Raw genomic sequence first — 22,449 nt, 5'->3', positions numbered from 1 at the left:
CACCTGTTCCCATACCGAACACAGTAGTTAAGCACTTGAACGTCGAAAGTACTTGGGTGGAAACGCCCTGGGAGGATAGAAAACTGCCAGTTAAACTAAAAAGCACTCATGTATATGAGTGCTTTTTTTGTATGGAAAAAATTTTTAACTCTGCTTAAAAAGAGATTTTTTATAGGGCTTATGGTATACTTTTCTATACAGGATAAAAATAAAGTGAGGTACTTTTTTTGAAAGCAGTTATATTTGATATGGATGGTGTGATTATTGATAGTGAGCCAATTCATACCATCACCAAGATGCAGACGTTTAAACATTATGGCATTCCTTTTGCTGAAAAAGATTGTGAAAAATATATGGGGCAGACAACAAAATCGTTATTTGCTGCTTTGATTGAGCAACATAATCGCGATATTTCGGTATCTGAAATGGTAGCACTTAAGTATAAATTATATTTGGATATTCTAGATAATAATAAATCAATTCAACCAATTGAGGGTATTTTAGATTTGTTAAGATATTTAAAACAAGAAGCTATTCCCACTGCGATTGGTTCTTCATCGGGACGGGAAATTATCGATGCTGTTGTGAAAAAATTCCAACTGAAATCTTATTTTCAGTCCATTATCAGCGGTGCGGATCTGCCAAAAAGTAAACCAGATCCAGCGGTTTATCTACTTACCGCAGAACGTTTAGGTGTATCGCCAACTGACTGTATTGTCATTGAAGATACATCATCGGGCGTACAAGCGGCGAAAGCTGCTGGAATGTATTGTATTGCTCATCAAAATAAGAATTCCGGATGTCAGGATTTACGGCAGGCTGATATCATTGTGCCATCGATTAAAAGCATTGATTTGAGTCTATATTTAAGGAATTAAAATTTTGAGCAGTTTAATCGTTAGTAGGTGTTTAAACGGTTTTATTGTGTTACGCAGGAAAAGTAAAAAAAACGCCTAATTATAGAAACTGTACGATGAAATAGTTTTGGAAAAAGGAGATTTTTTTATGCAGAGTTTTGAATATCATTGTCCGACAGAAATTATTTTTGGCAAGGGAGCTGAACTGAAAGCTGCGGATAAAATTAAAAAATATGGTGGTACGAAAGTGCTTGTCGTTTATGGTGGTGGCAGTGTTGTTCGCAGTGGTTTATTGCAAAAAATAACCGACTTACTGCAAAAAGCAGAATTGCCTTATGAAACGCTGGGGGGGTACAACCAAATCCTCGGCTTGAACTCGCACGAACTGGCGTACAACAGGCAAATAAATTTAAAGCTGATTTTATTTTAGCTGTTGGCGGCGGTAGTGTAATTGATACAAGTAAGGCTATTGCGCATGGACGGGCGAATCCAGATACGGACATTTGGGATTTTTGGTCTGGAAAAGCAGAGCTTACAAAATCATTACCGGTTGGGGTAGTGCTCACGATTTCAGCAGCGGGCAGTGAAACGAGTAATTCCGCTGTGTTAACGAATGAAGAAACTGGTAAAAAAGCTGGTATTAATACCGATTTCAATCGACCTTGTTTTGCGGTGATGAATCCTGAATTAACGTATACCTTGCCGGAACGGCAGATTGCCTGCGGGATAACAGATATTATGATGCATACGCTTGACCGTTATTTTACTCATACAAAAGGCAATGAGATGACCGATGCAATTGCCGAAGTATTATTGAAGAATGTAGCGAAAAATGGCAGAATTGTCTTAGACAAGCATGATGATTATGAAGCGATGAGTGAAATTATGTGGTGCGGCAGTTTATCACATAATGGGTTGACGGGACTGGGGGCTGAAATCGATTTTGCTACGCATAAACTGGGACATGAGCTCAGTGGAAAATTTGATGTGCCCCATGGAGCGTCTTTATCGGCGCTTTGGGCTTCTTGGGCGCGATATGTCTATAAAGAAGAGCCGCAGCGATTTGCTATTTTTGCTGAACGTGTCTGGGGGATACATCATGAGGATTTGAATGAAACGGCTTTGGCGGGAATTGCTGCTACAGAAGCTTATTTTGCTTCGATTCATATGCCAACAAACTTTAGCGAATTAGGTATCGGCAAGCAAGATGAAAAATCTTTACAATATCTTGCTGATCGGTGCAGTGATTATGGTAAAAAAACGGTGGCTAATTTCAAAAAACTTACCCGCGAAGATATGTATAATATTTATAAAATGGCAAATAAATAAATAAATGGGCAAGTTATCCACTACTTTATGCACAACCCTGTGAATAACTTGCCTGTTTTATATTTTAAAAGCCTTGCATCTTAGATCTAAGCATGTTAGTATATAATTACGTTGTGATAATGAATATCATAATCATGTTGACTCTGTTTTTACATGCATTGAGTTCGACATTCAGAAAATCTTTTGAATGAACATTTTTAGCAATTAACAGTTACTCCACTGAGGGCTGCCTTACATGTAAGGTAGCCCTAGTTTTGGTTATTGTTATTTTTGTATATAAGCAAGCGATTCGTTGAGCCATTCGATTTGCGTGCGTAGATGAGCAATGGCTCCTTTTAGTAAAAGATAATCACCGATTTTTGCGGTAGGAATATCAGAGGAATCATATTCATTGAATTTGATTGTATAGCGGGTCAGTAAAAGCTGACATTTTTCAAGCTGTTTTTCAAATTTGCCGCAGAGTTCTTGGCTGGTGAGTTGTTCGGAAAAATAAAGGCGAAGCTTGAAAATGTCCTTACTCTGTGAAAGTGGTGGTTCATCTTCATGCATCCAGGCAGCGAGTTCTTCTTTTCCTTTTGTTGTAATGGAATAAACTTTTTTTTCAAGCACTTCGCCTTGAATGACAACTTCATATTCAATCAAAGCAGCATCAACGAGCTTTTTTAATTCCGTATAAATTTGACTTTGTTTGGCACTCCAAAAATCAGCAACACTATCACTGAAAATTTTTGTTAAATCATAGCCAGTGACTTTATCTTTATCAATTAATCCCAAAATGGCATAAGCTAATGTATTCATGGCATATTTCTCCTAACAATTTGACTTGACTTTGTTTCTTCTATTATATATAATAAATACATAAATTACAACATGTATAAAGTAACATGTTGTAATTTATTAAAATGAAAGAATTAATAGAAAGAGGTAATTTACATGAGTGAATCTTCACGTAAAGAAGAATTGAAAAATTTAGTTGGTAAACATTTTATTTATACATATGATAATGGCTGGCAGTATGAAGTTTATATAAAAAGTGAAACAGTTTTTGATTATCGGATTCATAGTGGTATCGTTGGTGGACGCTGGGTAACTGGGCAAGAAGCCTATATTGTAAAAATGTCTGAGGATGTTTTTAAGATTTCGTGGGATGAACCAACGGGGACCTGTGTAAGCTTGGCATTCAATTTAGCAACACGTAAAATCCATGGTACGATTTTCTTCCCCGCCTGGGTTGGCAAAGATCCACAAAAAACAGTATGTTATCAAAATGAACATTTAGATCTCATGCAGAAATATCGCGATCAGGGACCGACGTATCCTAAAATGGTAGTAGATGAGTTTGCGGAAATAACGTTCTTAGAAGAATGTGGACGTGATCGTGATGATGTTATAAATTGTGCTTCAAAAGATTTGCCGGAAGGTTATACCCTACGTGAAAATTAAGATAGTATGCACCGTAAGACTCGGATAAAACATATAAACTGTTTTTTCGAGTCTTGCTTTTTTATTGTCTATGGTTTGATTTTTAAAGTGCTTCTATTATAATTATAGGTAGATGATATTAGAAAAGAAGGTCGAGATATTTGCTTGATTTAGGGATTTGTACAGTTTGTCCATGGCAGTGCGGCGTTAATCGCTTAGCTGGTGAGACAGGTGCCTGTGGCGCAGGTGCTTTGCCAAAGGTGGCATTGGTTTCGCTTCATCAATGGGAAGAACCTTGTTTTGTCGGTGAACATGGAGCGGGAACTGTGTTTTTTTCATATTGTAATCTACATTGTGTTTTTTGTCAAAATCATGAGATTAGTCAAGCTGGGGTGGGAGAAGAAATATTGATTGCCAGATTGGCTGAAATTTTTTTAGAACAGCAAAATAGAGGCGCTCAGTCTTTAGATTTGGTATCGCCTACCCAGTATGTGCCGCAAATTATTGAAGCTTTGGATATTGCTAAGGCCAGTGGTCTTTGTCTACCTGTCGTATATAATTCAAATGGCTATGAAAATGTGCAAACACTGGAGTCTTTAGCTGGGTATGTAGATGTGTTTCTGCCAGATTTAAAGTATAAAGACATCGCGGCTGCACAGAAATATTCTCAGGCGGCGGATTATTTTTCCGTGGCAAGTAAGGCGATAAAAAAAATGGTTGAGCTGGTTGGACCGCCTGCTTTTGATGCGCAGGGTATGATGAAACGAGGTGTATTAGTTCGGCATCTTATCATTCCTGGGCAAATGAAAGATAGCAAGGCTCTGCTGGATTGGTTGTGGAATACGTTTGGCGATCGAATTTATTTAAGTTTAATGAATCAATTTACACCTTTATATGAAGTTCATGCGTATAAAGAGATTAACCGCAAGCTTACAACCTATGAATATGATCAAGTTGTTGATCATGCACTGAATTTAGGAATAAAGCAGTGCTTTATTCAAGAAGGTAAAACGTCGTCCGTCGACTTTGTACCAGTATTTAATGGTCGTGGTGTTTTAACGGCCGATACTGAATAAATAGAAATCTCACAGCATGTCTCATATTGAGATTTTTTCCTTGACGAAACGTCTTATTGCTGATAGAATTTTTATAAAATAAGATTTAAATCAGCAATGAAGCTGTTCCGCGGGTCTACTATGGAATTGCACGTTGCATTTCTAAAGCGTTCACATTTGTGGATGCTTTTTTTATTAATTAAGCTGCCATCGTAGTCGCTGCATAGAGAAGGAGAATGGTATGTTTACATTTAAAGTGAATGGAACGTCGGTTACAGCCGATAAAGAGCAAAATTTATTGACCTATCTAAGAGATGAGTTACGAGTGACATCGGTAAAGGATGGCTGTAGTGAAGGTGCCTGCGGAACTTGTACGGTTCTGATTGATGGCAAAAAAATTAAAGCCTGTATACCTAAACTTTCTTCCCTTGTTGGCAAATCGATTGTTACAGTTGAAGGTCTTTCCCCAAGGGAAAAAGAAGTCTACGTGCATTGTTTTGCCCAGGCAGGGGCGGTACAGTGTGGGTATTGTATTCCAGGAATGGTGATTTCGGCAAAGAGTCTGCTCGATGGAAATCTAAACCCGACCCGGTTAGAGGTAAAAAAGGCAATTCGTGGCAATCTTTGCCGCTGTACTGGTTATGTTAAAATCGAAGAAGCTATTTTACAGGCAGCAGATTTTTTTCGTGAGGATTTGCCAATTCCACAGCGTGAGACGCAGGCGCTGCTTAATACTCGGTTTAAAAGAGTGGATGCAGAAGAAAAAATATTGGGTACGGGACAGTTTGTTGATGATTTGATTTTGCCGGATATGATTTATGCGAAGGCATTACGCTCAAAATATCCACGAGCGGTTGTCAACCGGATTGACTTGTCGAAAGCTTTGGCGCATCCAGATTGTATAAGAATTTTAACGGAAAAAGATGTACCGAATAAAAAAATTGGTCATCTGGTTACGGATTGGGATGTGATGATTGCAGAGGGGGGAACGACACGCTATATTGGTGATGCCTTAGCCCTAGTTGCTACACAGCACAAAGAAACGCTCGATGAAGTCCTAGCTTTAATTGAAGTTGAGTATACCGAGTTAGTACCAATCACCTGCCCGACCGATGCTCTGAAAGCATCGGCACCGCTTATCCATGAGCAGGGCAATATTATGCGCAAAGAAGTTCTCAAACGCGGCAATGCCGATGCGGCGATTAAAAAATCAAAGTATGTTGTGACACGTAAATACAGTACGCCTTTTAATGATCATGCATTTATGGAACCAGAATGTGCAATTGCATTACCAGAAGGAGAGGATGGTCTCTTACTTTATACAGGGTCACAATCCGTTTATGATGAACGCCATGAAATTTCGCATATGTTAGCGATTCCTGAAGAAAAAATACATTGCCATTCAATGCTGGTTGGGGGCGGATTTGGCGGAAAAGAAGATATGAGTGTGCAGCATCATGCCGCATTGATGGCTTGGTATACGAAAAAACCGGTGAAAGTGAAGTTTTCGCGACAGGAAAGTTTAAATTATCATACAAAACGTCACGCAATGGAAATGGAATTTACGACGGCCTGTGATGAACAGGGAATCCTTACGGCAATGAAAGCAATTTTGCTTGCCGATACGGGAGCATATGCATCGTTGGGAGGGCCAGTACTCCAACGCGCCTGTACCCATGCGGCTGGTCCTTATAATTATCAAAATATAGATATTTTAGGGATGTCGGTTTATACGAATAATGTAATTGGTGGAGCTTATCGAGGTTTTGGCGTAACCCAAAGTTGTTTTGCCACGGAAAATAATATCAACCTTTTAGCTGAAATGGCAGGACTTTCTCCATGGGAAATGCGTTATAAAAATGCAATCCGTCCGGGGCAGGTTTTGCCAAATGGACAGATCGCAGATCCAAATTGTGCGATGGTGGAATGTTTAGAGGCAGTTAAGGCTGTTTACGAAGCGAATCCTTACGCTGGAATTGCTTGTGCTTTTAAAAACAGTGGTACCGGTGTGGGACTTAAGGATATTGGTCGCTGCTTGCTCTCGATTGAAAAGGGACTCGTCCACATTCGAACTTCTGCAGCTTGTATGGGGCAGGGAATTGCGACAATGTGTACGCATATGGTGTGTCAGGAAACCGGTTTAGATCCAGCTCTGATTGTGCATGAACGTCCCGATACCAACAGAACACCCAATTCAGGAACTAGTACAGCCTCCAGGCAGACCGTCGTGACAGGAGAAGCTACACGGCGTGCCGCGCAAAAACTCAAAGTGGCTTTAGCTGACGGCAAAAGTGTGGTAGATTTAAACGGACAGGAATTTTATGATGAATTTTCTGCTATTACTGATCCGATGGGAGCACCAAAGGATTTTCCTGTCAGCCATGTAAGCTATAGCTATGGGGCACAGGTTGTCGTTTTAGATTCGCAGGGAAAAGTTGAAAAAGTAGTTGCAGCATATGATGTTGGAACACCAGTCAATATTCAATCGGTTGAAGGTCAGATTGAGGGCGGCATCATCATGGGGCTGGGATTTGCCCTTACCGAGGATTTTCCCGTTCAAGGTGGATATCCACTGTTAAAATTCGGGACACTCGGACTGATGCGGGCAACGGAGGCGCCGCCAATTGAAGTTCATCTGGTACAAGCGCCTGGCGAAAAACTTCCGTATGCATTTGGAGCCAAAGGCGTTGGCGAACTTTGCCTCATTCCGACCTCACCAGCCTGCTCTCATGCATATTATCGTTATGATGGGAAATTCAGGACGTCACTGCCACTTCGGGAAACCTATTATAAAAAATAAAATTTTTCTTCGAACAACACATGCTGATGGTATGTGTTGTTTTTTATAAGAGCTCGCGGCATTTTTTCCCAATATGTTATAATAAAGACATCTAGTGAAGCTACTTTCTCCGTAAGACAATTAAACCCTATAGCCTATTACGGAGGATTGCCATATAAAAAAATCCGATTTTACTGGTAGTGCTTTTGGTAAAATGAATTACGCTAAATTACCGATTTTTATCATAGGCTTTTAAGAAGAACTAAAAATAGATGGAGGCATATAAAATGGATTGGAACCGTTATTTGAATAAAGAAATAGAATGTTCCTGCGGCAGGAAACATCGTTGCGATATTAAGAATGTTGCTATTGGCGTTGCTGCCATTGCATCTTTAACAGCGTATATCAAAGAAAAAGGTTATCAGCATGTGGCCGTAGTTGTTGATAAAAACACAGAAAAAGCAGCCGGAGAGACGGTGTATGGCGTTTTAGAAAAGGGCGGAATCTTTTTTGACAAAATCAGATTAGAAGCCGCTGAAATCATCCCGGATGAAATTACGCTAGGAAATCTTATTGCTGATATAGCAGCGGAAACAGATTTGATTATAGCCGTAGGTTCAGGAACGATCAATGATTCCTGTCGGTTCATTTCTCACAAGATGAAAATTGATTATTTTATTGTTGGAACAGCACCATCTATGGACGGTTATGCTTCGGATGTTACACCAATGCTGATTCATAATTTAAAAACAACTTATGAAAAAATGGGTCATGCTAAAGCGATTCTTGGTGATGTGGATGTTTTGTCAAAAGCACCTATGTGTATGATTACGGCTGGTGTCGGCGATGTTTTTGGCAAATATATCTGCCTTACGGAATGGAAACTATCTCATTTGATTACGGGAGAATATTATTGTGAGTTTGTTGATGGTATTATGCAGGATGCCTTAAAAGCTTTGGAAACCTCGATTGATGGTATCCCATCACGCAATAAAAAAGCGATGGGAGCTATTATGGAGGGCTTGGTACTCGCCGGAGTAGGGATGAGTTATGTAGGCAATTCAAGACCTGCATCGGGCAGCGAACATCATTTAGCGCATTATTGGGAGATGATGTTTTTACAAAGTGGTCAAGAGGATCCGTTGCATGGAACAAAGGTCGGTGTCGGTACGGTTATTGCATTATTACTTTATCAATATGCAAAAAAAATATTGGCAAGCGGCAAAGCTTTTCCACAGCCTTCCTTTGATGAGAAGATCTGGATAAAATCCATCAAAAAAGCCTATGGAATATCTGCTCCTGGGGTTTTGTCTTTAGAAGAAAATGTACACAAAAATAGTGATGTCGCAGTAGCTAAACGATTAGCCGTATTGCAGCAGCATCGAGAAGATTTTATAAAATTGGCGGATGCCTTGCCTACACCGGAAAAAATCATTGCTGCCATGAAAAAAATTCAGGCACCATATCTGCCAAAAGAGATTGGTGTGACGCCCGAATTGCTCAAAAATAGTATTGTTTACGCTAAAGAATTACGTAATCGTTATGGAATATTACAATTATTGTTTGATATGGGCGAGCTGGAAAATGCCGCGGACTGTGTATGCAAACAGATTGAACAATATAGATAGTGAAATTTTTATTGCTAGAAGCATCTGACTACGGTAAACTATATTCTATAGTTGTACTGTGAGAAAAAAGGAGGAAACCTTATGGATAGAGCTGTGGCCGATGTTATGCAGGTTAAATTACTTCATAAAATGATTGATTATTATGCTGGAGATGCAAAACGGGTTCAGCATTTTCTAAAAGTTTATGACTTTGCAAGACTTATTGGAAAATCAGAAAATTTGCCGGAAGATGTGCAGTTTCTTTTAGAAATAACAGCGATTGTTCATGATATTGGCATTAAAGTGAGTGAAGAAAAATATCAGAGCAGTGCGGGAACTTATCAGGAAAAAGAAGGTCCTGCCATTGCCAAACCTATGTTGGTTTCCGTAGGTTATACCGAAGCGGTAATTGAGCGAGTCTGCTATTTGATAGGGCATCATCACACCTATAAGGATATTGATGGGCTCGATTATCAAATTCTGGTAGAAGCGGATTTTTTGGTAAATATATATGAAGACGGGATGTCACAACAGGCAATTCAAAGCATTGAAGAGAAAATTTTTAAAACAAAAACGGGTAAACATTTACTGGAAACAATGTATAGTTGTTGATTGTGGAAAACAAAAAAGCCTAAATTCAAAATCAAAATATTTACTAAAAAAATAAATGATCTTTGTGCATTATTAACATTGACGACAGGATTATTGAATGGTAGAATGAAAGAAATAATAAATTTGTTGAGTAATGGCGCTCACGAGTATTTTAGAATACTTGTGAGCGCCATTTTTAGTTATTACCGATGGTTAGAATCAATAAGTGAATAAAGCAGAGTTAAAAAGCAAAGATGCTAATAAAAGATCTTTGCTTTTTGTGCTTTTTTTAGTAGTGATTTCCTTCACAGGAGATATTCCAATTGTTGAAATAGGGTGTTGAATAACACGGAAAGATGCTGGAGGTAATTATGTTTAATATATATAAGTTAGGGAAAAAATTTGGTGATTTAGACGTATTAAAGAGTATCAGCATGAATATTGAAAAAGGTGAAGTCGTTTGCATTATTGGACCGTCGGGCTCAGGGAAAAGCACATTTTTGCGGTGCTTGAATTTATTAGAAGTACCAACGAGTGGGAAGGTTTATTATAATGGAATAATTTTGGATGCGGATTTAGATAGTAAGAAGCTTCGCCGGGAAGTGGGCATGGTTTTTCAGCGGTTTAATCTCTTTCCGATGTTTACGGTATTGAAAAATATTACGTATGCACCGATCCATATCAATCATATGAAAAAAGAAGCGGCAAAGGAACTGGCTATGAGTTTGCTGGAAAAAGTCGGATTAGCTGATAAAGCTGATGTCTATCCAGCCACATTATCAGGTGGACAGCAGCAGCGCGTAGCGATTGCTCGGGCTCTGGCTATGCAGCCGAATATGCTCTTGTTTGATGAACCAACATCCGCTTTAGACCCTGAACTCGTGGGCGATGTCTTGGAAGTCATGAAACAGCTGGCAGCTGATGGAATGACAATGGTGGTTGTGACACATGAAATGGGATTTGCGAGAGATGTGGCCGACCGTGTTATTTTTATGGATAAGGGCTATATTGTCGAAGAAGGTCCACCAGAAAAAATATTTAACAACCCCAAACACGAGCGTACACAGGCGTTTTTGGCAAGAGTTTTATAAGGAGGTCAGATTATATGAACACTTTAATGCAGCTTCATTTTGGCCAAGCCGCTGAATTATTAGTTCCTTCCCTTATGCATGGTTTTGGCGTTGTTATTCAAGCAACTATTTTAGGTTTTTTACTGGCAACCATCATTGGGATGATTATTGCTATCGGCAGACTTTCCAGTCTGAAAATCATCAAAGGCATTTTATATGTTTTTTTGGAAATAATTCGTGGCACGCCACTTTTGGTACAGTTGGTTTATATCTACTATGTAGTACCATTATTAATTAATTTACTGGCAAGTTTATTTGGCTATAAAGTAGATATGCAGATAGCACCGCTGACCGCAGGGATCTTGGGGCTTGGTGTCAACTATGGTTGTTATATGTCTGAAGTCATTCGCGGGGCTATTGTTGCCGTGGATAGTGGACAGACGGAAGCTGCTCTGGTATTGGGTTTCGGTAAATACCAAGCCTTGTTTCGGATTGTGATTCCGCAGGCCTTACGAAGTATTATTCCATCATTAGGTAATTATTTGGTTATGATGGTAAAAGATACCTCGCTGCTGGCATATGTTGCAGTGAATGAATTGCTGCTTAGGACACAGAGCTTTGCCTCACAAACATTTTTTACAATAGAATCTTATACGTATTTGGCTTTGGCATATTTGGTGATTAGTATACCATTGTCACATCTTGTAAAATTCATTGAATATAAATTAAAAACAAATCGGCGTTGAGTTTTGTTGTAATAACTAGAAAATAGGGTATATTGCGAGTTTTCCGTTATAATTTATTTTTATTAAAGAGAGGCTGATAAACTATGAATAATTTGTGTAAAAAATTTACCTTTTTGACAGTGTGCATGTTTGTATTCGCTATGCTTGTATCCGGATGTGGGTCTTCTGACGAGGCGGCAAAATCAAGTGCTCCAGCGGCGAAAGCTGATTCTGGAACCAGTAAAACCTTGACGGCTTTAAGAGAAAAAGGGGTATTGGTTGTAGGATCATCCAATGATGCTCCGTTTGCTTATATGGATGCAAGTACAAATCAATTTTCTGGCGTTGATGCGGTGATTATTAAAGAAGTTGCAAAACGACTGGGCATTGAGAAAGTGGAAATGAAACAGATTCCGTTTGAGAATCTCTTATTGGAGTTAAATAATAAAACGATTGATATGGTAACGGATGCGATGTATATCAAAAAAGAACGGTTGGATAAAGCCTTGTTTACCGATGTTTGGTATAAAGAGGGTGAAGCCGTTGTTGTGAAAAAAGATTCTACGATTCAAACAAAAGATGATTTAAAAGATAAAGTTCTCGGTGGACAAAAAGGAACAGCCTTCCTGGAAGTTGCTCAAAAATGGCTGGATGCTGGCAAAGCCAAAGACCTAAAGATATTCAACAGCCAGGCTGAACTGATGATGGCAGTTAATACGGGGAAGATTGATGCCTGTGTCACAGATGGTATTGTAGCTTCTTATACACTTAAACAAAATTCTAGTTTGGATCTTCGTGTTTTAAGTCCATATGATGCAGAAGCAGCCGGTAAAATAGGGGCGGCTTTACGCTTTGAAGACAAAGATTTCTTAGCGGAAGTCAATAAAACGCTCAATGATATGAAAGCGGATGGAACATTGACTAAAATATTAGAAGGTTTTGGGTTGAATAAAGATTATGTTGTATCAGTAGATGAAGGCAAAACTACGAACACAAAATAATAATAGTATTTAGAAAAAACAAGCTGAAATAACTCTTATGAGAGCGTTTTCAGCTTGTTTTTTTGACTCTACAATAAATATGCTTTGGAGGTGTAATACAAAATAGAAATATTTTACATTTTTGTAAACTGGTAAAAATAAGCACTTTGGCTACTGTGCAGTGTATTTTTCATATGATATAATTATAAACTATAGTTATTGTTTCGATAATTGCAAAAAATGGAACTGCAATTGATTTTGCTGAAAGTAGAGGGCAGCTTGTCTTATCGCAAGAATTTTCAAAAGTAATTTCAAATTTGTGGTTTTTATTATAAAAAGAAAAAGAATAGGGTTGTGGTAAATTTGAATTTTAAAAATGTGCAGACAAAATTTTTAGTCATGCTAATGCCGATCTTTATTTTAAGCTTTCTTATTTTATCGAGTATCAGCTATTATATGGCGAATACTTCGTTAAATAGGGCAAATAATGAAACAGTAAAGGCAATGGGACAAAAAGCTGCAACAGAAGTGGAACAGGGAATCGATGAACGCGTTATTCGGTTGGAAGAGCTGGGAACGGATAAAGTCCTACGGGGCGCAGATGATAACGCTAAAATAGCATATTTGGCAGAATCACAAAAACGATTGGGTTTTGACTCCTTATATTATTCAGATTTGAATGGGAACTGTGTTCGTGCCGATGGTAAGCATTTTAATCGGGCTGATCGGGAATACTTCAAAAAAGTAAAAGAAACAAAAAAAGCCTATGTACCATCGCCGGTAGTTTCGGCAGATACTGGTAAACTTATTTTGGTTTTGACAGCACCAGCTTTTGAAAATGGTAAATTTGTTGGTATGATGATGGGGAGCATTACGCTGGAAAAATTGTCAAAAGTATTGGATCAAGTCGAATTCCAGACTTCAGGATATGGATATATCGCTGAAACCGAAGGGATCGTTATTGCAAATAACAAAAACCCTGAACTGATTAACACTTTGAATTTGACAGAAAAGCAGATTAATCCAGCTATCAAAGCTGATAAAACGGAATTGGACAAAAATTTGATGGCAGCATTTAAAACGGTCGTGGAAAAAGGGACCGCCGAAGTGGTTTCTTATACGGATTTATTTGGTCGTGAAGATATAGCTGAATTGACGCCGATTGAACTTTATGGACAACGGTGGGTTATGATCATTACGGCTCCAGAAGCTGAAGTTGCAGCTCCAATTAAGAAATTATCCACATATATGATTGGTATATCAATCTTTTTTATTATAATTGCTAGTTTATTCATTTATTTATTTGCAAAAAAAATTGCTGAACCAATCCAATTGATTCGTGATGAATGCAAACTCTTAAATGATGGAGACTTTCAAGATAAGCCTCTTAGTGTTGAGGGGGAAGATGAATTTGGGCAGCTCGCAAAAGGATTCCGTGATATGAGGACCACCTTACGTACGCTCATTAAAAAGATCCAAAATGAATCGCAGCAAGTTGCCTCATCCAGTGAAATGCTCAAAGAAAGTGCTGGCCAATCCGCCGAAGCATCTAATCAGGTGGCTGTTTCCATTACTGGTATTGCCGAAGGTGTAGAAAAACAATCCAACGCAGCTAAAAAAGTGAATGGGATTGCGAATGGCGTTGCTCAGACGGCAGCGGAAATCGCTTTGAAGGCTAAAGGTGTGGGGGAAGTTACTCATAAGGCGAACGGTGATGTTGATTTAGGACGCAGTGCAATTGCGAATGCGGTGGAACAGATGCAGCAGATCAGCACTGGGTCAGAACAAATTCAGCAGGCAGTAGAAGAATTAGCACAAGGATCACAAGAAATCAGCAATATCGTTGATTTAATCGCAAACATTGCCGGGCAGACCAATTTGCTGGCACTGAATGCTGCGATTGAAGCAGCCAGAGCTGGGGAGCAAGGTCGCGGTTTTGCGGTTGTCGCTGAAGAAGTACGGAAACTAGCGGAAGAATCGCATAAATCATCGCAACAAATTGCTGAACTTGTGAAGCGCAATCAAATAGATATGGAAAAAGCCGTTATGGTTAGTAAAGATGGAAAAGCAAGTATTATTAGTGGTATCGAAGCTGTGAATTCAGCCGATGAAACATTTAAAAATATAGTTCAAGTTATCCATCATCTATCGGATGAGATAGCAGCCATTTCTGGATCGATTGATTCTATGGCGGATGGTAGTAAGGCTATGCTGCACTCGATAGAAGAAATTGATGCAATCAGTAAAAACAGTTCAGCGGAAGCACAGTCTGTATCTGCGGCAACCGAAGAACAATCCGCATCAATGCAGGAAATTGCCTCAGCCAGTCAGAGCCTGGCTCATTTGGCCACAGAACTGCAAGATCTCATTGTTAAGTTTAAAGTCTAAATAGTAGAAAATGAAAAAAGCCGATGAAACCTGCAGGGGGACTGCTAGTTTCATCGGCTTTTGTTATGTTATATAATCTTTATCAATAGGATTAGTGATCGCTTAAGTTTGTTGGGTCAAGATCAATTTCTTTTAATGGAATTAATTTTGTTTTATGTTTAATTTTATACCAGAAATAGAAAATCAATATAATAGGAATACCAATATAAGTTGCTAAGGCACCGTTCCAGTCGACGGAACTTCCCATAAAGGCACCATAATTTTGTCCAAGCATTACGACCAGGCATAATGCTAAAGCGAAAAATGAACCGAAAGGGAATAGTGTAGCACGATATTTTAAAGTACTTAAATCTTTTCCCTGTGCAACAAAGGCACGGCGAAAGCGATAATGGCAAATGGCGATGCCTACCCAAACGACAAATCCAGTCATGCCTGATAGATTGAGCAGCCAGGTATAAGCTGTTCCTTCCCCGAGTAAAGAGGTAAGAAATGCTAATAAACCGAAGATCGTTGTAAGGAATAACGCATTTGTCGGTACTCCGCGACGATTGACTTTGGTAAACATAGCTGGTGCTTTGCCTTCTTTTGCCATTGCATATAACATGCGTGTTGAAGCATAAAGTCCGGAATTTCCGCAGGATAATACGGAGGTTAAAATAACAAAGTTCATTAATGATGCAGCAGCATTGAAGCCGGCACGATCAAGTGCCAGGGTAAATGGACTTACCGCAACGCTTTCAACATCTGTTTTTAAAAGGTTAGCATCCGTATACGGTAATAGAAAACCGATGACAATCATGGTACCAATATAAAATAGCAAGATGCGCCAAAAAACATTATTAATTGCTTTCGGAACATTTTTTTCAGGGTCTTCACTCTCGCCGGCAGCAATGCCGACTAATTCAGTTCCTTGGAAAGAAAAGGCAGCAATCATGAAGATGCCGACAATGGAACCAGCACCGCCAACAAATGGTGCATCACCATTTGTCCAGTTGGAAAAACCAGGCGATGGTCCACCGATTACACCAAAAATCAACAAGGTACCAATAATTAGAAAAACCACAACCATCGCAACTTTAATACTGGCAAACCAATATTCACTTTCGCCATAGGCGCGGGTTGATAAATAATTCAATACAAATAAAATAATTAAAAAAGCAGCACTCCAGATAATTGCGGGCGTATCGGGAAACCAAAATTTCATGACCAATGCACCCGCAACGATTTCTACCGCTAATGTAATGGCCCAGTTAAGCCAATAATTCCAGCCAATTGCAAAGCCTAAAGCGGGGTCGACAAACCGCGAAGCATAGGTGCCGAATGAGCCTGATACCGGCAAATACGTTGCCATTTCGCCTAAACTTGTCATAATAAAATATACCATAATACCGATTACGGCGTATGCAGTTAAAGCACCGCCTGGACCTGCTGTGCTGATGGAAGCACCACTTGCTAAAAATAAGCCTGTTCCCAGGGCCCCGCCGATGGCAATCATATTCATATGACGCGTCTTAAGACTTCTTTTAAGTTGTTGTGGCTGCGCAGCCTCTGCTTCTTTTCCCATAGGGAGGGAAAGTTCTTCTTCGTTAATACTCACCGAATACACTCCATTCTCTTTAAACTAAAAGTTTTACCGTTTATCTTTTGCCTGATTTTCATTTTGCTGCAACTGTAGCTTCTATATTGAGATTACATCTTTTCTGGAAAAGGGATGTGTAAAGGTCTCTTTTCGACAAAAGATGTAAAACATAGGCACGATATTCTTATTTTACACGAAAATAAAATTATACGCTATTTTTTATTTGTGTAAAAGCCAAATATTATCCTGCATCAAGTGAATTTAGACAAAAAAATTTCATAGTAAAAATTCCCGCAAGAGACGATGCTTTATCGAATCGAACGGAGATTTCGCCTATGAAATCTCATACACAAGTACTATCTATAGAATAATATACGGTGTCGCATATGTCCATAAAAATAGTATTTTATTTTCAAATGATATTGTATTTGTGGACATGAATAAAAAAATTGCCTGATTTAAAAATTTTCTAAACTTTGAAATTGTGAATCGTTGTCTGCAGGTCGAGAGCCATACTGTTTAACTTTTGACTCGAGGCAGCGATTTCCTCCATCGAGGCAGATTGCTCTTCGGTTGCAGCGGAGATGGTCTGCGTTTGTTCGGCACTACGCTTGCTTTCCTGTGCAATTTTCTCTGCTGAATCGATAACACTTTGGCTGCCACTGGCTAACTGCTCACTGGCAGCGGAAATTTCATGGATCTGTTCAGAGATCTGTTGTACCATTTGCACGATGCCAGTAAAACTTTGTCCGGCGATATTTACAACGGCAGTTCCGGCATTTACTTCCTTTTTGCTGTCTGTCATAAACGTTACAGCATTATTTGTTTTAGCTTGAATTTCTGTGATTAAATCGATGATTTCTTTTGTCGATTGACTGGATTGCTCAGCAAGCTTTCGGACCTCTTCAGCAACAACGGAAAAGCCGCGACCGGCATCTCCAGCACGGGCTGCTTCAATGGCTGCATTTAAAGCCAGCAGATTTGTTTGTCCGGCTATAGTGGAGATGACTTCCACAATCTTACCAATTTGTTTGGACTTTTCTTCTAATTCACTGACAACAGCAGCGGTATGGTGCGTCTTTTCTTCAATGACCTGCATTTGGTGTACTGCAGTCTGGATTGCTTTTCCGCCTTCATCTGCGGTTAATGATGTTTTTTGGGCAGATTCTGCGACAATCATGGTATTGTTTGTAACCTGCTGAATACCTTTTGTCATTTCATTGACGACTGTACTCGTTATATTGGCTAGTTCCAGTTGTTTATTGGCTCCCAGGGCAACGGTGGTTATAGACTGGGCCACTTGATTGGATGCTTGCGCTGATTGTTCAGCACTTGCCGATAAACCTTGTGAGGAATCGGCGAGGTTCGCTGAGGTAGTTGTAAGTTGTTGAATTAAATTGCGGTTGCTTTTATTCATTTTGTCGACCGCTTTGGATAAGGTGCCAAATTCACTGCGATCAAGCAGACTGTGCTGGGGGACATCTTGAGAAAAATCACCATCGGCAATTTTAGCTAAAAAATGGACAGCATCATTCAGTCTTGTACTAATTTGTGTAACAATAATGAATCCCAAAGTGAGTCCGGCCAAAATTGAAATCACAATAATACCGGAAAATATAGCGATGGTAGTTGTAAAGCTCGCTTGAGCAGTCTGATTCATTTGATCAGCGGCTTTTTTTGCTAAATCGGTCATGACTTCCATTTTATGAACAAATTCTCTTGATAGCGGAGCAACTTTTGTTTTATATAAGAGGCTGGCTTCGGCATTTTTATTTTGCATGGATAATTCAATGGTTTCTTTGCGCGCTGTGCGATAGGCTGGCAGTGCTTTACGAAGTTCATCTAAATTATTTGTTTCTTCTGAATTTAATGATAATTTTTCATACTTGTCAAGATTTTCATCAAAATCATTGACTTTTTGGTTGATATCATTATAAAATGTCTTTTTTTCGGTGATATTTGTAGTCGCCATTAAACTTGCCATATTGGATTCGATTCGACCGGTGATAAATTTGTTAGAATGTGCTAAATCAATACCAGTTAATTCATTCGTATACAGTGAATTCATATTTTGATTTACTTGCTGTAACGAATAAAATCCTACAAACCCAACTCCTATTAGACCAATGCTGAATACGCCAATCAAAAGAAGTAATTTTTGTTTTACATTTAAAGCATTCAATGGATTCATCATCATACGCCCCTTTTTCTTAAGTCTACATCTATTATTTTGGTGCACTTTGTCATCAAGTATGTATAGAATATTAAGAAAAAACCATGTAGTATTTATTTCCTATTATACCCCCTTTTTTGTGTTTCGTCCAAGCAAGTCCGTGAATTTCAAAATAAATTATGGTATGCTAAAGTAAGAAAAACAAGTCTGCAAAGATAAAATTTAGCTTTTATTGTTTGACGGAATGCACAATCGTATCTTAAAAAAACAGCATAGATGTATATTAAAGAAAAACTATATTCAGTTTCATAGAAGATTGTCTAATGGTTGTGGATTTATAGCAAAGTAAAATGGGAATAAAATATTGCATTATAAAAAATATAATGGTATTATATTACACAGCAAAGGCTGATCAGACATCTGAAGGTCAAAGTTACTCTGGATAGGGTGGACTTTGACCTTTTTTAGCCTATATTTATTGCAAACGAGACTGGGAGGTTTTTTTAGTGTCAAAAAAAACTGTAAGTGTAATTTTGTTATTATTCCTTTTCATTATAGGATTAGCGGGGTGCGGCAAACAAGAGACTACCGCAGGTAAAACCCTTCAAGTCGGAATGGATGCTTCTTATGCACCATTTGGTTTTCAAGATGAAAAGACGAAGGATTATATTGGCTTTGATATTGATTTGATTAAAGCGGTTGCCAAACAAGCCGGGTTTGACGTGGAAATTAATAATTTGAATTTTGATGGATTAATCCCGGCATTACAGACTGGTAATTTGGACATTGCCATTTCTGATATGACAATCGATGACGATCGATCGCAAAAAGTGGAGTTTTCACAATCCTATTATAAAGCAGGTTTAGGCATTGTGGTTCGTGCGAATAATACTGATATTAAGTCGGTAGCTGATTTAGCAGGGAAAAATGTGGCGGTCTCGATTGGTTCGACTGGAGCTGAAGCCGCACGTAAGATAGAAAATGTAAAAATCCGTGAATTCAATACCATTGCAGATGCCTTTTTGGAATTAAAGGCGGGTGGTGTAGATGCCGTTATTAATGATATTCCGGTAAATGAATATTACACATTACAAGATAAAAGCAAAGAAACCAAAACGGTTGATACACCAATTAATAGTGAAGATCTAGGAATTGCTGTGGCAAAAAACAATACGGAACTCTTGGCTAAAATTGATAAGGGTTTGGCAGAGATCAAACAAAACGGAGAATATGAAAAGATCTATGTGAAATGGTTTGGTAAAAAACCGCCAGTTGAATAGGTTGCCGTAAGTTCGCCTCTTTACGTATAATAGAAGAGAGAAAATGCAAGCTGGAGGTTAGGAAAAATGAATAATGCAATTCAATCTATATTAAAAGAGTTTCCCTTGGTTATTTTAGATGGAGCTTTTTCAACGGAACTTGAGCGGCGGGGCTGCGATATTAATGATGAACTTTGGTCTGCTAAAATTTTAATGGAGCAGCCGGAGATGATTGGGAAAGTCCATGCTGATTATTTTGCCGCGGGTGCCGATGTGGCAATTACAGCAAGTTATCAGGCAACGATTGAAGGGTTTATGCGTCGAGGGATGACAAAAGAAGAAGCTTTGTCATTAATCCGTTTGTCGGTCGAGATTGCTAAAAAAGAGCGTGATGAATTTTGGGTGCATCCTGAAAACAGGTCGAATCGTCCCAAACCTGTGGTTGCCGCATCTGTAGGGCCTTATGGAGCTTTTTTAGCAGATGGGTCTGAATATCGAGGTCATTATAAGATTGGGGAATGTGAATTACGTGATTTTCACGCACCGCGTTTAAAAGCTTTGATTGAGGCACAGCCGGATATTTTAGCTTGTGAAACCTTGCCGTGTTTAGCGGAGGCAAAAGCGATTGTTGCCGTACTGCAAACGTATAAAGATATGTCGGCATGGATTAGTTTTAGTGCCAAAGATGAAGAACATATTAGTAGTGGCGAAAAAATACTGGATTGTGCAGCCTGGCTTGACCAGCAGAATCAGGTAGCGGCGATTGGCATCAATTGCACGGCGCCGCAATATGTAAAATCGCTTATAGAAATCATTCGTTCACAAACAAATAAACCAATTCTTGTTTATCCAAACTCAGGTGAACAATATGATGCAACAACGAAAGACTGGCATGGGGCTGCGGCGGAAAATTCTTTTGTTGATTATACAAAACAATGGTATAAGGCCGGGGCGCGGGCAATTGGCGGTTGCTGCCGAACAACGCCGGATGATATTCGGGCGATTGCAAAATGGGCTCGTAATAAGTAAAAAAACATATAAAAACAGGGAAAACCTGGCATTCATTTTACAGATGTTCAATGAAATAACAGGTTTTCTTTTCTTTTATCTGCTTATATTAAGTTAAAAAATGATTTGCCGAATTTAATAATGTTTTTTTTGAATTGTATTAACAATTCACTATAATTACACAATTGTCCGTATTTCGTGAAAAATATGTTGACTCTCTATCTTTTTTGGTATATGTTATATGTAAATCCAAAATTAAATACAGGTACAAAGAGGTATCAATTGACCGTTTTGCAATTCGGTTGGTTGATTTTTTTTATTTTATTTTGACAATTGAACAAAATTGTTTCATGGATACCACGAATATCCAGGGAACTTTGCCAGCTTTATCGTTTTTCTATCCCAGTGGTGCTAGGTCTATTAACTTTACCCATTTTTATATTCAAGACGCTAGCTATTGCCGTACAGGCAAACTCATTTGATTTTAAGAGTATATCGCAAGGAGGTGGTCAAACGAATAAAATCCGAAAAAATAAAAAGCTTCATGGATACCACGAATATCCATGAAGCGCAGGCAAATCTTTTATTCCCAGTGGTACTAGGTCTATTTAATTTACCCATTCTCGATTATAACAGGTTGATTTTCTTTTTTCAAGAACAATGTAAAAAGAGGCGGGCGAATTTTGGCAATCGTGGGAGCAGCACTTTTTATACAAAGAGTTTGTTTTTTTAGCAATGGATAAAAAGTATGTAAATATGAGGAGTGTATAAAATGACAAGAAAAATTGCGATTTATGGTAAAGGCGGTATTGGCAAATCCACTACACAACAAAATACGGCAGCAGCAATGATGCATTTTTATGACAAAAAAGTATTTATTCATGGTTGTGATCCTAAAGCAGATTCAACGCGGTTAATTCTTGGGGGAATGAATCAAAAAACACTGATGGATATTTTGCGTGATGAGGGCGAAGAAAAAATTACAGTGGACCGGGTAGTTAAAGCAGGCTTTGGCGGCATCCGCTGCGTGGAATCTGGTGGACCGGAACCTGGTGTTGGCTGTGCAGGACGCGGTGTTATAACCTCTATTGATCTCATGGAAAAAAATGGTGCATATACATCGGATTTGGATTTTGTGTTTTTTGATGTTCTGGGTGACGTTGTCTGCGGCGGGTTTGCAATGCCGATTCGGGAAGGAAAGGCACAAGAAGTATATATTGTTGCCTCTGGAGAAATGATGGCTGTTTATGCAGCTAATAATATTTGTAAAGGACTTTTAAAATATGCAAAACAAAGCGGGGTCAGACTTGGCGGCATCATTTGCAATAGCCGTAAAGTAGATCGGGAAAGAGAATTTTTAGAAGAATTTACTGCCGCTATTGGCACTCAACTGCTCCATTTTGTACCACGCGATAATATTGTACAGAAAGCAGAATTTAATAAAAAAACAGTGGTTGAGTATGATGCTGATTGTAATCAGGCTCATGAATATGGTGAATTAGCCCGCAAAATTATTGAAAATGACAATTTTGTTATTCCGAAACCATTAAGTATGGATGAACTAGAAGCGATGGTTGTGAAATATGGTCTTGCTGATTAAATACTAAAACGTAAGGGGGTAGTTATT

At 38.8% G+C, this 22,449-nt stretch carries 16 protein-coding genes, 1 rRNA gene and 1 pseudogene; 15 read left to right on the top strand and 3 right to left on the bottom strand.

All coding sequences use genetic code 11. The annotated features are described in order from the left end of the window. The 3 genes and pseudogenes from rrf to BMY14_RS18525 form a co-directional block, all read left to right on the top strand. Window positions 1–92: ribosomal RNA gene (gene rrf, locus BMY14_RS18535) — 5S ribosomal RNA — on the top strand; the annotation flags it as partial. 135 nt (window positions 93–227) lie between these two features. After that, on the top strand, window positions 228–878 hold the full coding sequence (locus BMY14_RS18530; protein ID WP_091835195.1) for an HAD family hydrolase: 651 nt from the start codon (window positions 228–230) through the stop codon (window positions 876–878). A 127-nt stretch (window positions 879–1,005) separates the two neighbouring features. After that, window positions 1,006–2,186 (top strand): annotated as a pseudogene (locus tag BMY14_RS18525) (iron-containing alcohol dehydrogenase). Window positions 2,187–2,450: 264 nt separating this feature from the next. On the opposite strand, the gene BMY14_RS18520 reads toward BMY14_RS18525, so the two are convergent. Next, window positions 2,451–2,984 (bottom strand): PadR family transcriptional regulator, encoded by a 534-nt coding sequence (locus BMY14_RS18520; protein ID WP_091835192.1) that lies wholly within the window; start codon window positions 2,982–2,984, stop codon window positions 2,451–2,453. A 135-nt stretch (window positions 2,985–3,119) separates the two neighbouring features. Here BMY14_RS18520 and BMY14_RS18515 point away from each other — a divergent pair, with 135 nt between their 5' ends. The 9 genes from BMY14_RS18515 to BMY14_RS18475 all read left to right on the top strand — a co-directional run bounded on the left by BMY14_RS18515 (window position 3,120) and on the right by BMY14_RS18475 (window position 14,803). Beyond that, entirely contained in the window at window positions 3,120–3,629 is a 510-nt protein-coding gene (locus BMY14_RS18515) for a phenolic acid decarboxylase (RefSeq protein ID WP_091835189.1), read from the top strand. A 140-nt stretch (window positions 3,630–3,769) separates the two neighbouring features. Then, window positions 3,770–4,684, top strand: coding sequence for a radical SAM protein (locus tag BMY14_RS18510; protein ID WP_091835186.1), 915 nt, complete (start codon window positions 3,770–3,772; stop codon window positions 4,682–4,684). 220 nt (window positions 4,685–4,904) lie between these two features. Then, window positions 4,905–7,463: a selenium-dependent xanthine dehydrogenase gene (xdh, locus tag BMY14_RS18505; RefSeq protein WP_091835183.1), complete on the top strand. Its 2,559-nt coding sequence runs from the start codon at window positions 4,905–4,907 to the stop codon at window positions 7,461–7,463. Window positions 7,464–7,729: 266 nt separating this feature from the next. Then, on the top strand, window positions 7,730–9,070 hold the full coding sequence (locus tag BMY14_RS18500; protein WP_091835180.1) for a sn-glycerol-1-phosphate dehydrogenase: 1,341 nt from the start codon (window positions 7,730–7,732) through the stop codon (window positions 9,068–9,070). Between the two features lie 81 nt (window positions 9,071–9,151). Beyond that, entirely contained in the window at window positions 9,152–9,661 is a 510-nt protein-coding gene (locus tag BMY14_RS18495) for an HD domain-containing protein (protein WP_218144931.1), read from the top strand. Between the two features lie 350 nt (window positions 9,662–10,011). Further along, window positions 10,012–10,731, top strand: a complete 720-nt coding sequence (locus BMY14_RS18490) for an amino acid ABC transporter ATP-binding protein (protein ID WP_019552113.1) — start codon at window positions 10,012–10,014, stop codon at window positions 10,729–10,731. Window positions 10,732–10,745: 14 nt separating this feature from the next. Continuing rightward, window positions 10,746–11,456 carry an amino acid ABC transporter permease gene (locus tag BMY14_RS18485; protein WP_245741485.1) on the top strand — a complete coding sequence of 237 codons (711 nt, stop codon included), beginning with the start codon at window positions 10,746–10,748 and terminating at the stop codon, window positions 11,454–11,456. A gap of 83 nt (window positions 11,457–11,539) precedes the next feature. Further along, window positions 11,540–12,436, top strand: a complete 897-nt coding sequence (locus tag BMY14_RS18480) for an ABC transporter substrate-binding protein (RefSeq protein ID WP_091835177.1) — start codon at window positions 11,540–11,542, stop codon at window positions 12,434–12,436. Window positions 12,437–12,778: 342 nt separating this feature from the next. Beyond that, window positions 12,779–14,803: a methyl-accepting chemotaxis protein gene (locus BMY14_RS18475; RefSeq protein WP_091835201.1), complete on the top strand. Its 2,025-nt coding sequence runs from the start codon at window positions 12,779–12,781 to the stop codon at window positions 14,801–14,803. A gap of 91 nt (window positions 14,804–14,894) precedes the next feature. Here the strand turns inward: BMY14_RS18475 and BMY14_RS18470 are convergent, their stop codons facing one another. Beyond that, a complete protein-coding gene (locus BMY14_RS18470; RefSeq protein ID WP_019552117.1) occupies window positions 14,895–16,400 on the bottom strand; it encodes an amino acid permease in 1,506 nt (501 codons plus the stop codon). 451 nt (window positions 16,401–16,851) lie between these two features. After that, window positions 16,852–18,579: a methyl-accepting chemotaxis protein gene (locus BMY14_RS18465; RefSeq protein ID WP_342741778.1), complete on the bottom strand. Its 1,728-nt coding sequence runs from the start codon at window positions 18,577–18,579 to the stop codon at window positions 16,852–16,854. A gap of 482 nt (window positions 18,580–19,061) precedes the next feature. Between BMY14_RS18465 and BMY14_RS18460 the strand changes: the two genes are divergently transcribed. From BMY14_RS18460 to nifH, 3 genes are all read left to right on the top strand, one after another. Further along, window positions 19,062–19,835, top strand: a complete 774-nt coding sequence (locus tag BMY14_RS18460) for a basic amino acid ABC transporter substrate-binding protein (RefSeq protein WP_091835171.1) — start codon at window positions 19,062–19,064, stop codon at window positions 19,833–19,835. 66 nt (window positions 19,836–19,901) lie between these two features. Beyond that, the gene (gene mmuM / locus BMY14_RS18455) at window positions 19,902–20,843 is read left to right on the top strand and encodes a homocysteine S-methyltransferase (protein ID WP_091835167.1); all 942 of its coding nucleotides are present in this window, start codon (window positions 19,902–19,904) and stop codon (window positions 20,841–20,843) included. Window positions 20,844–21,594: 751 nt separating this feature from the next. Then, entirely contained in the window at window positions 21,595–22,422 is an 828-nt protein-coding gene (gene nifH, locus BMY14_RS18450) for a nitrogenase iron protein (RefSeq protein ID WP_019552121.1), read from the top strand. Window positions 22,423–22,449: the final 27 nt, after the last annotated feature.

Origin of the sequence: Propionispira arboris (assembly GCF_900109225.1) — a bacterium.
GTDB lineage: Bacteria > Bacillota > Negativicutes > Selenomonadales > Selenomonadaceae > Propionispira > Propionispira arboris.
Note: the sequence above shows the minus strand (reverse complement) of the source record. Positions and strands in the feature narration are given on the sequence as shown.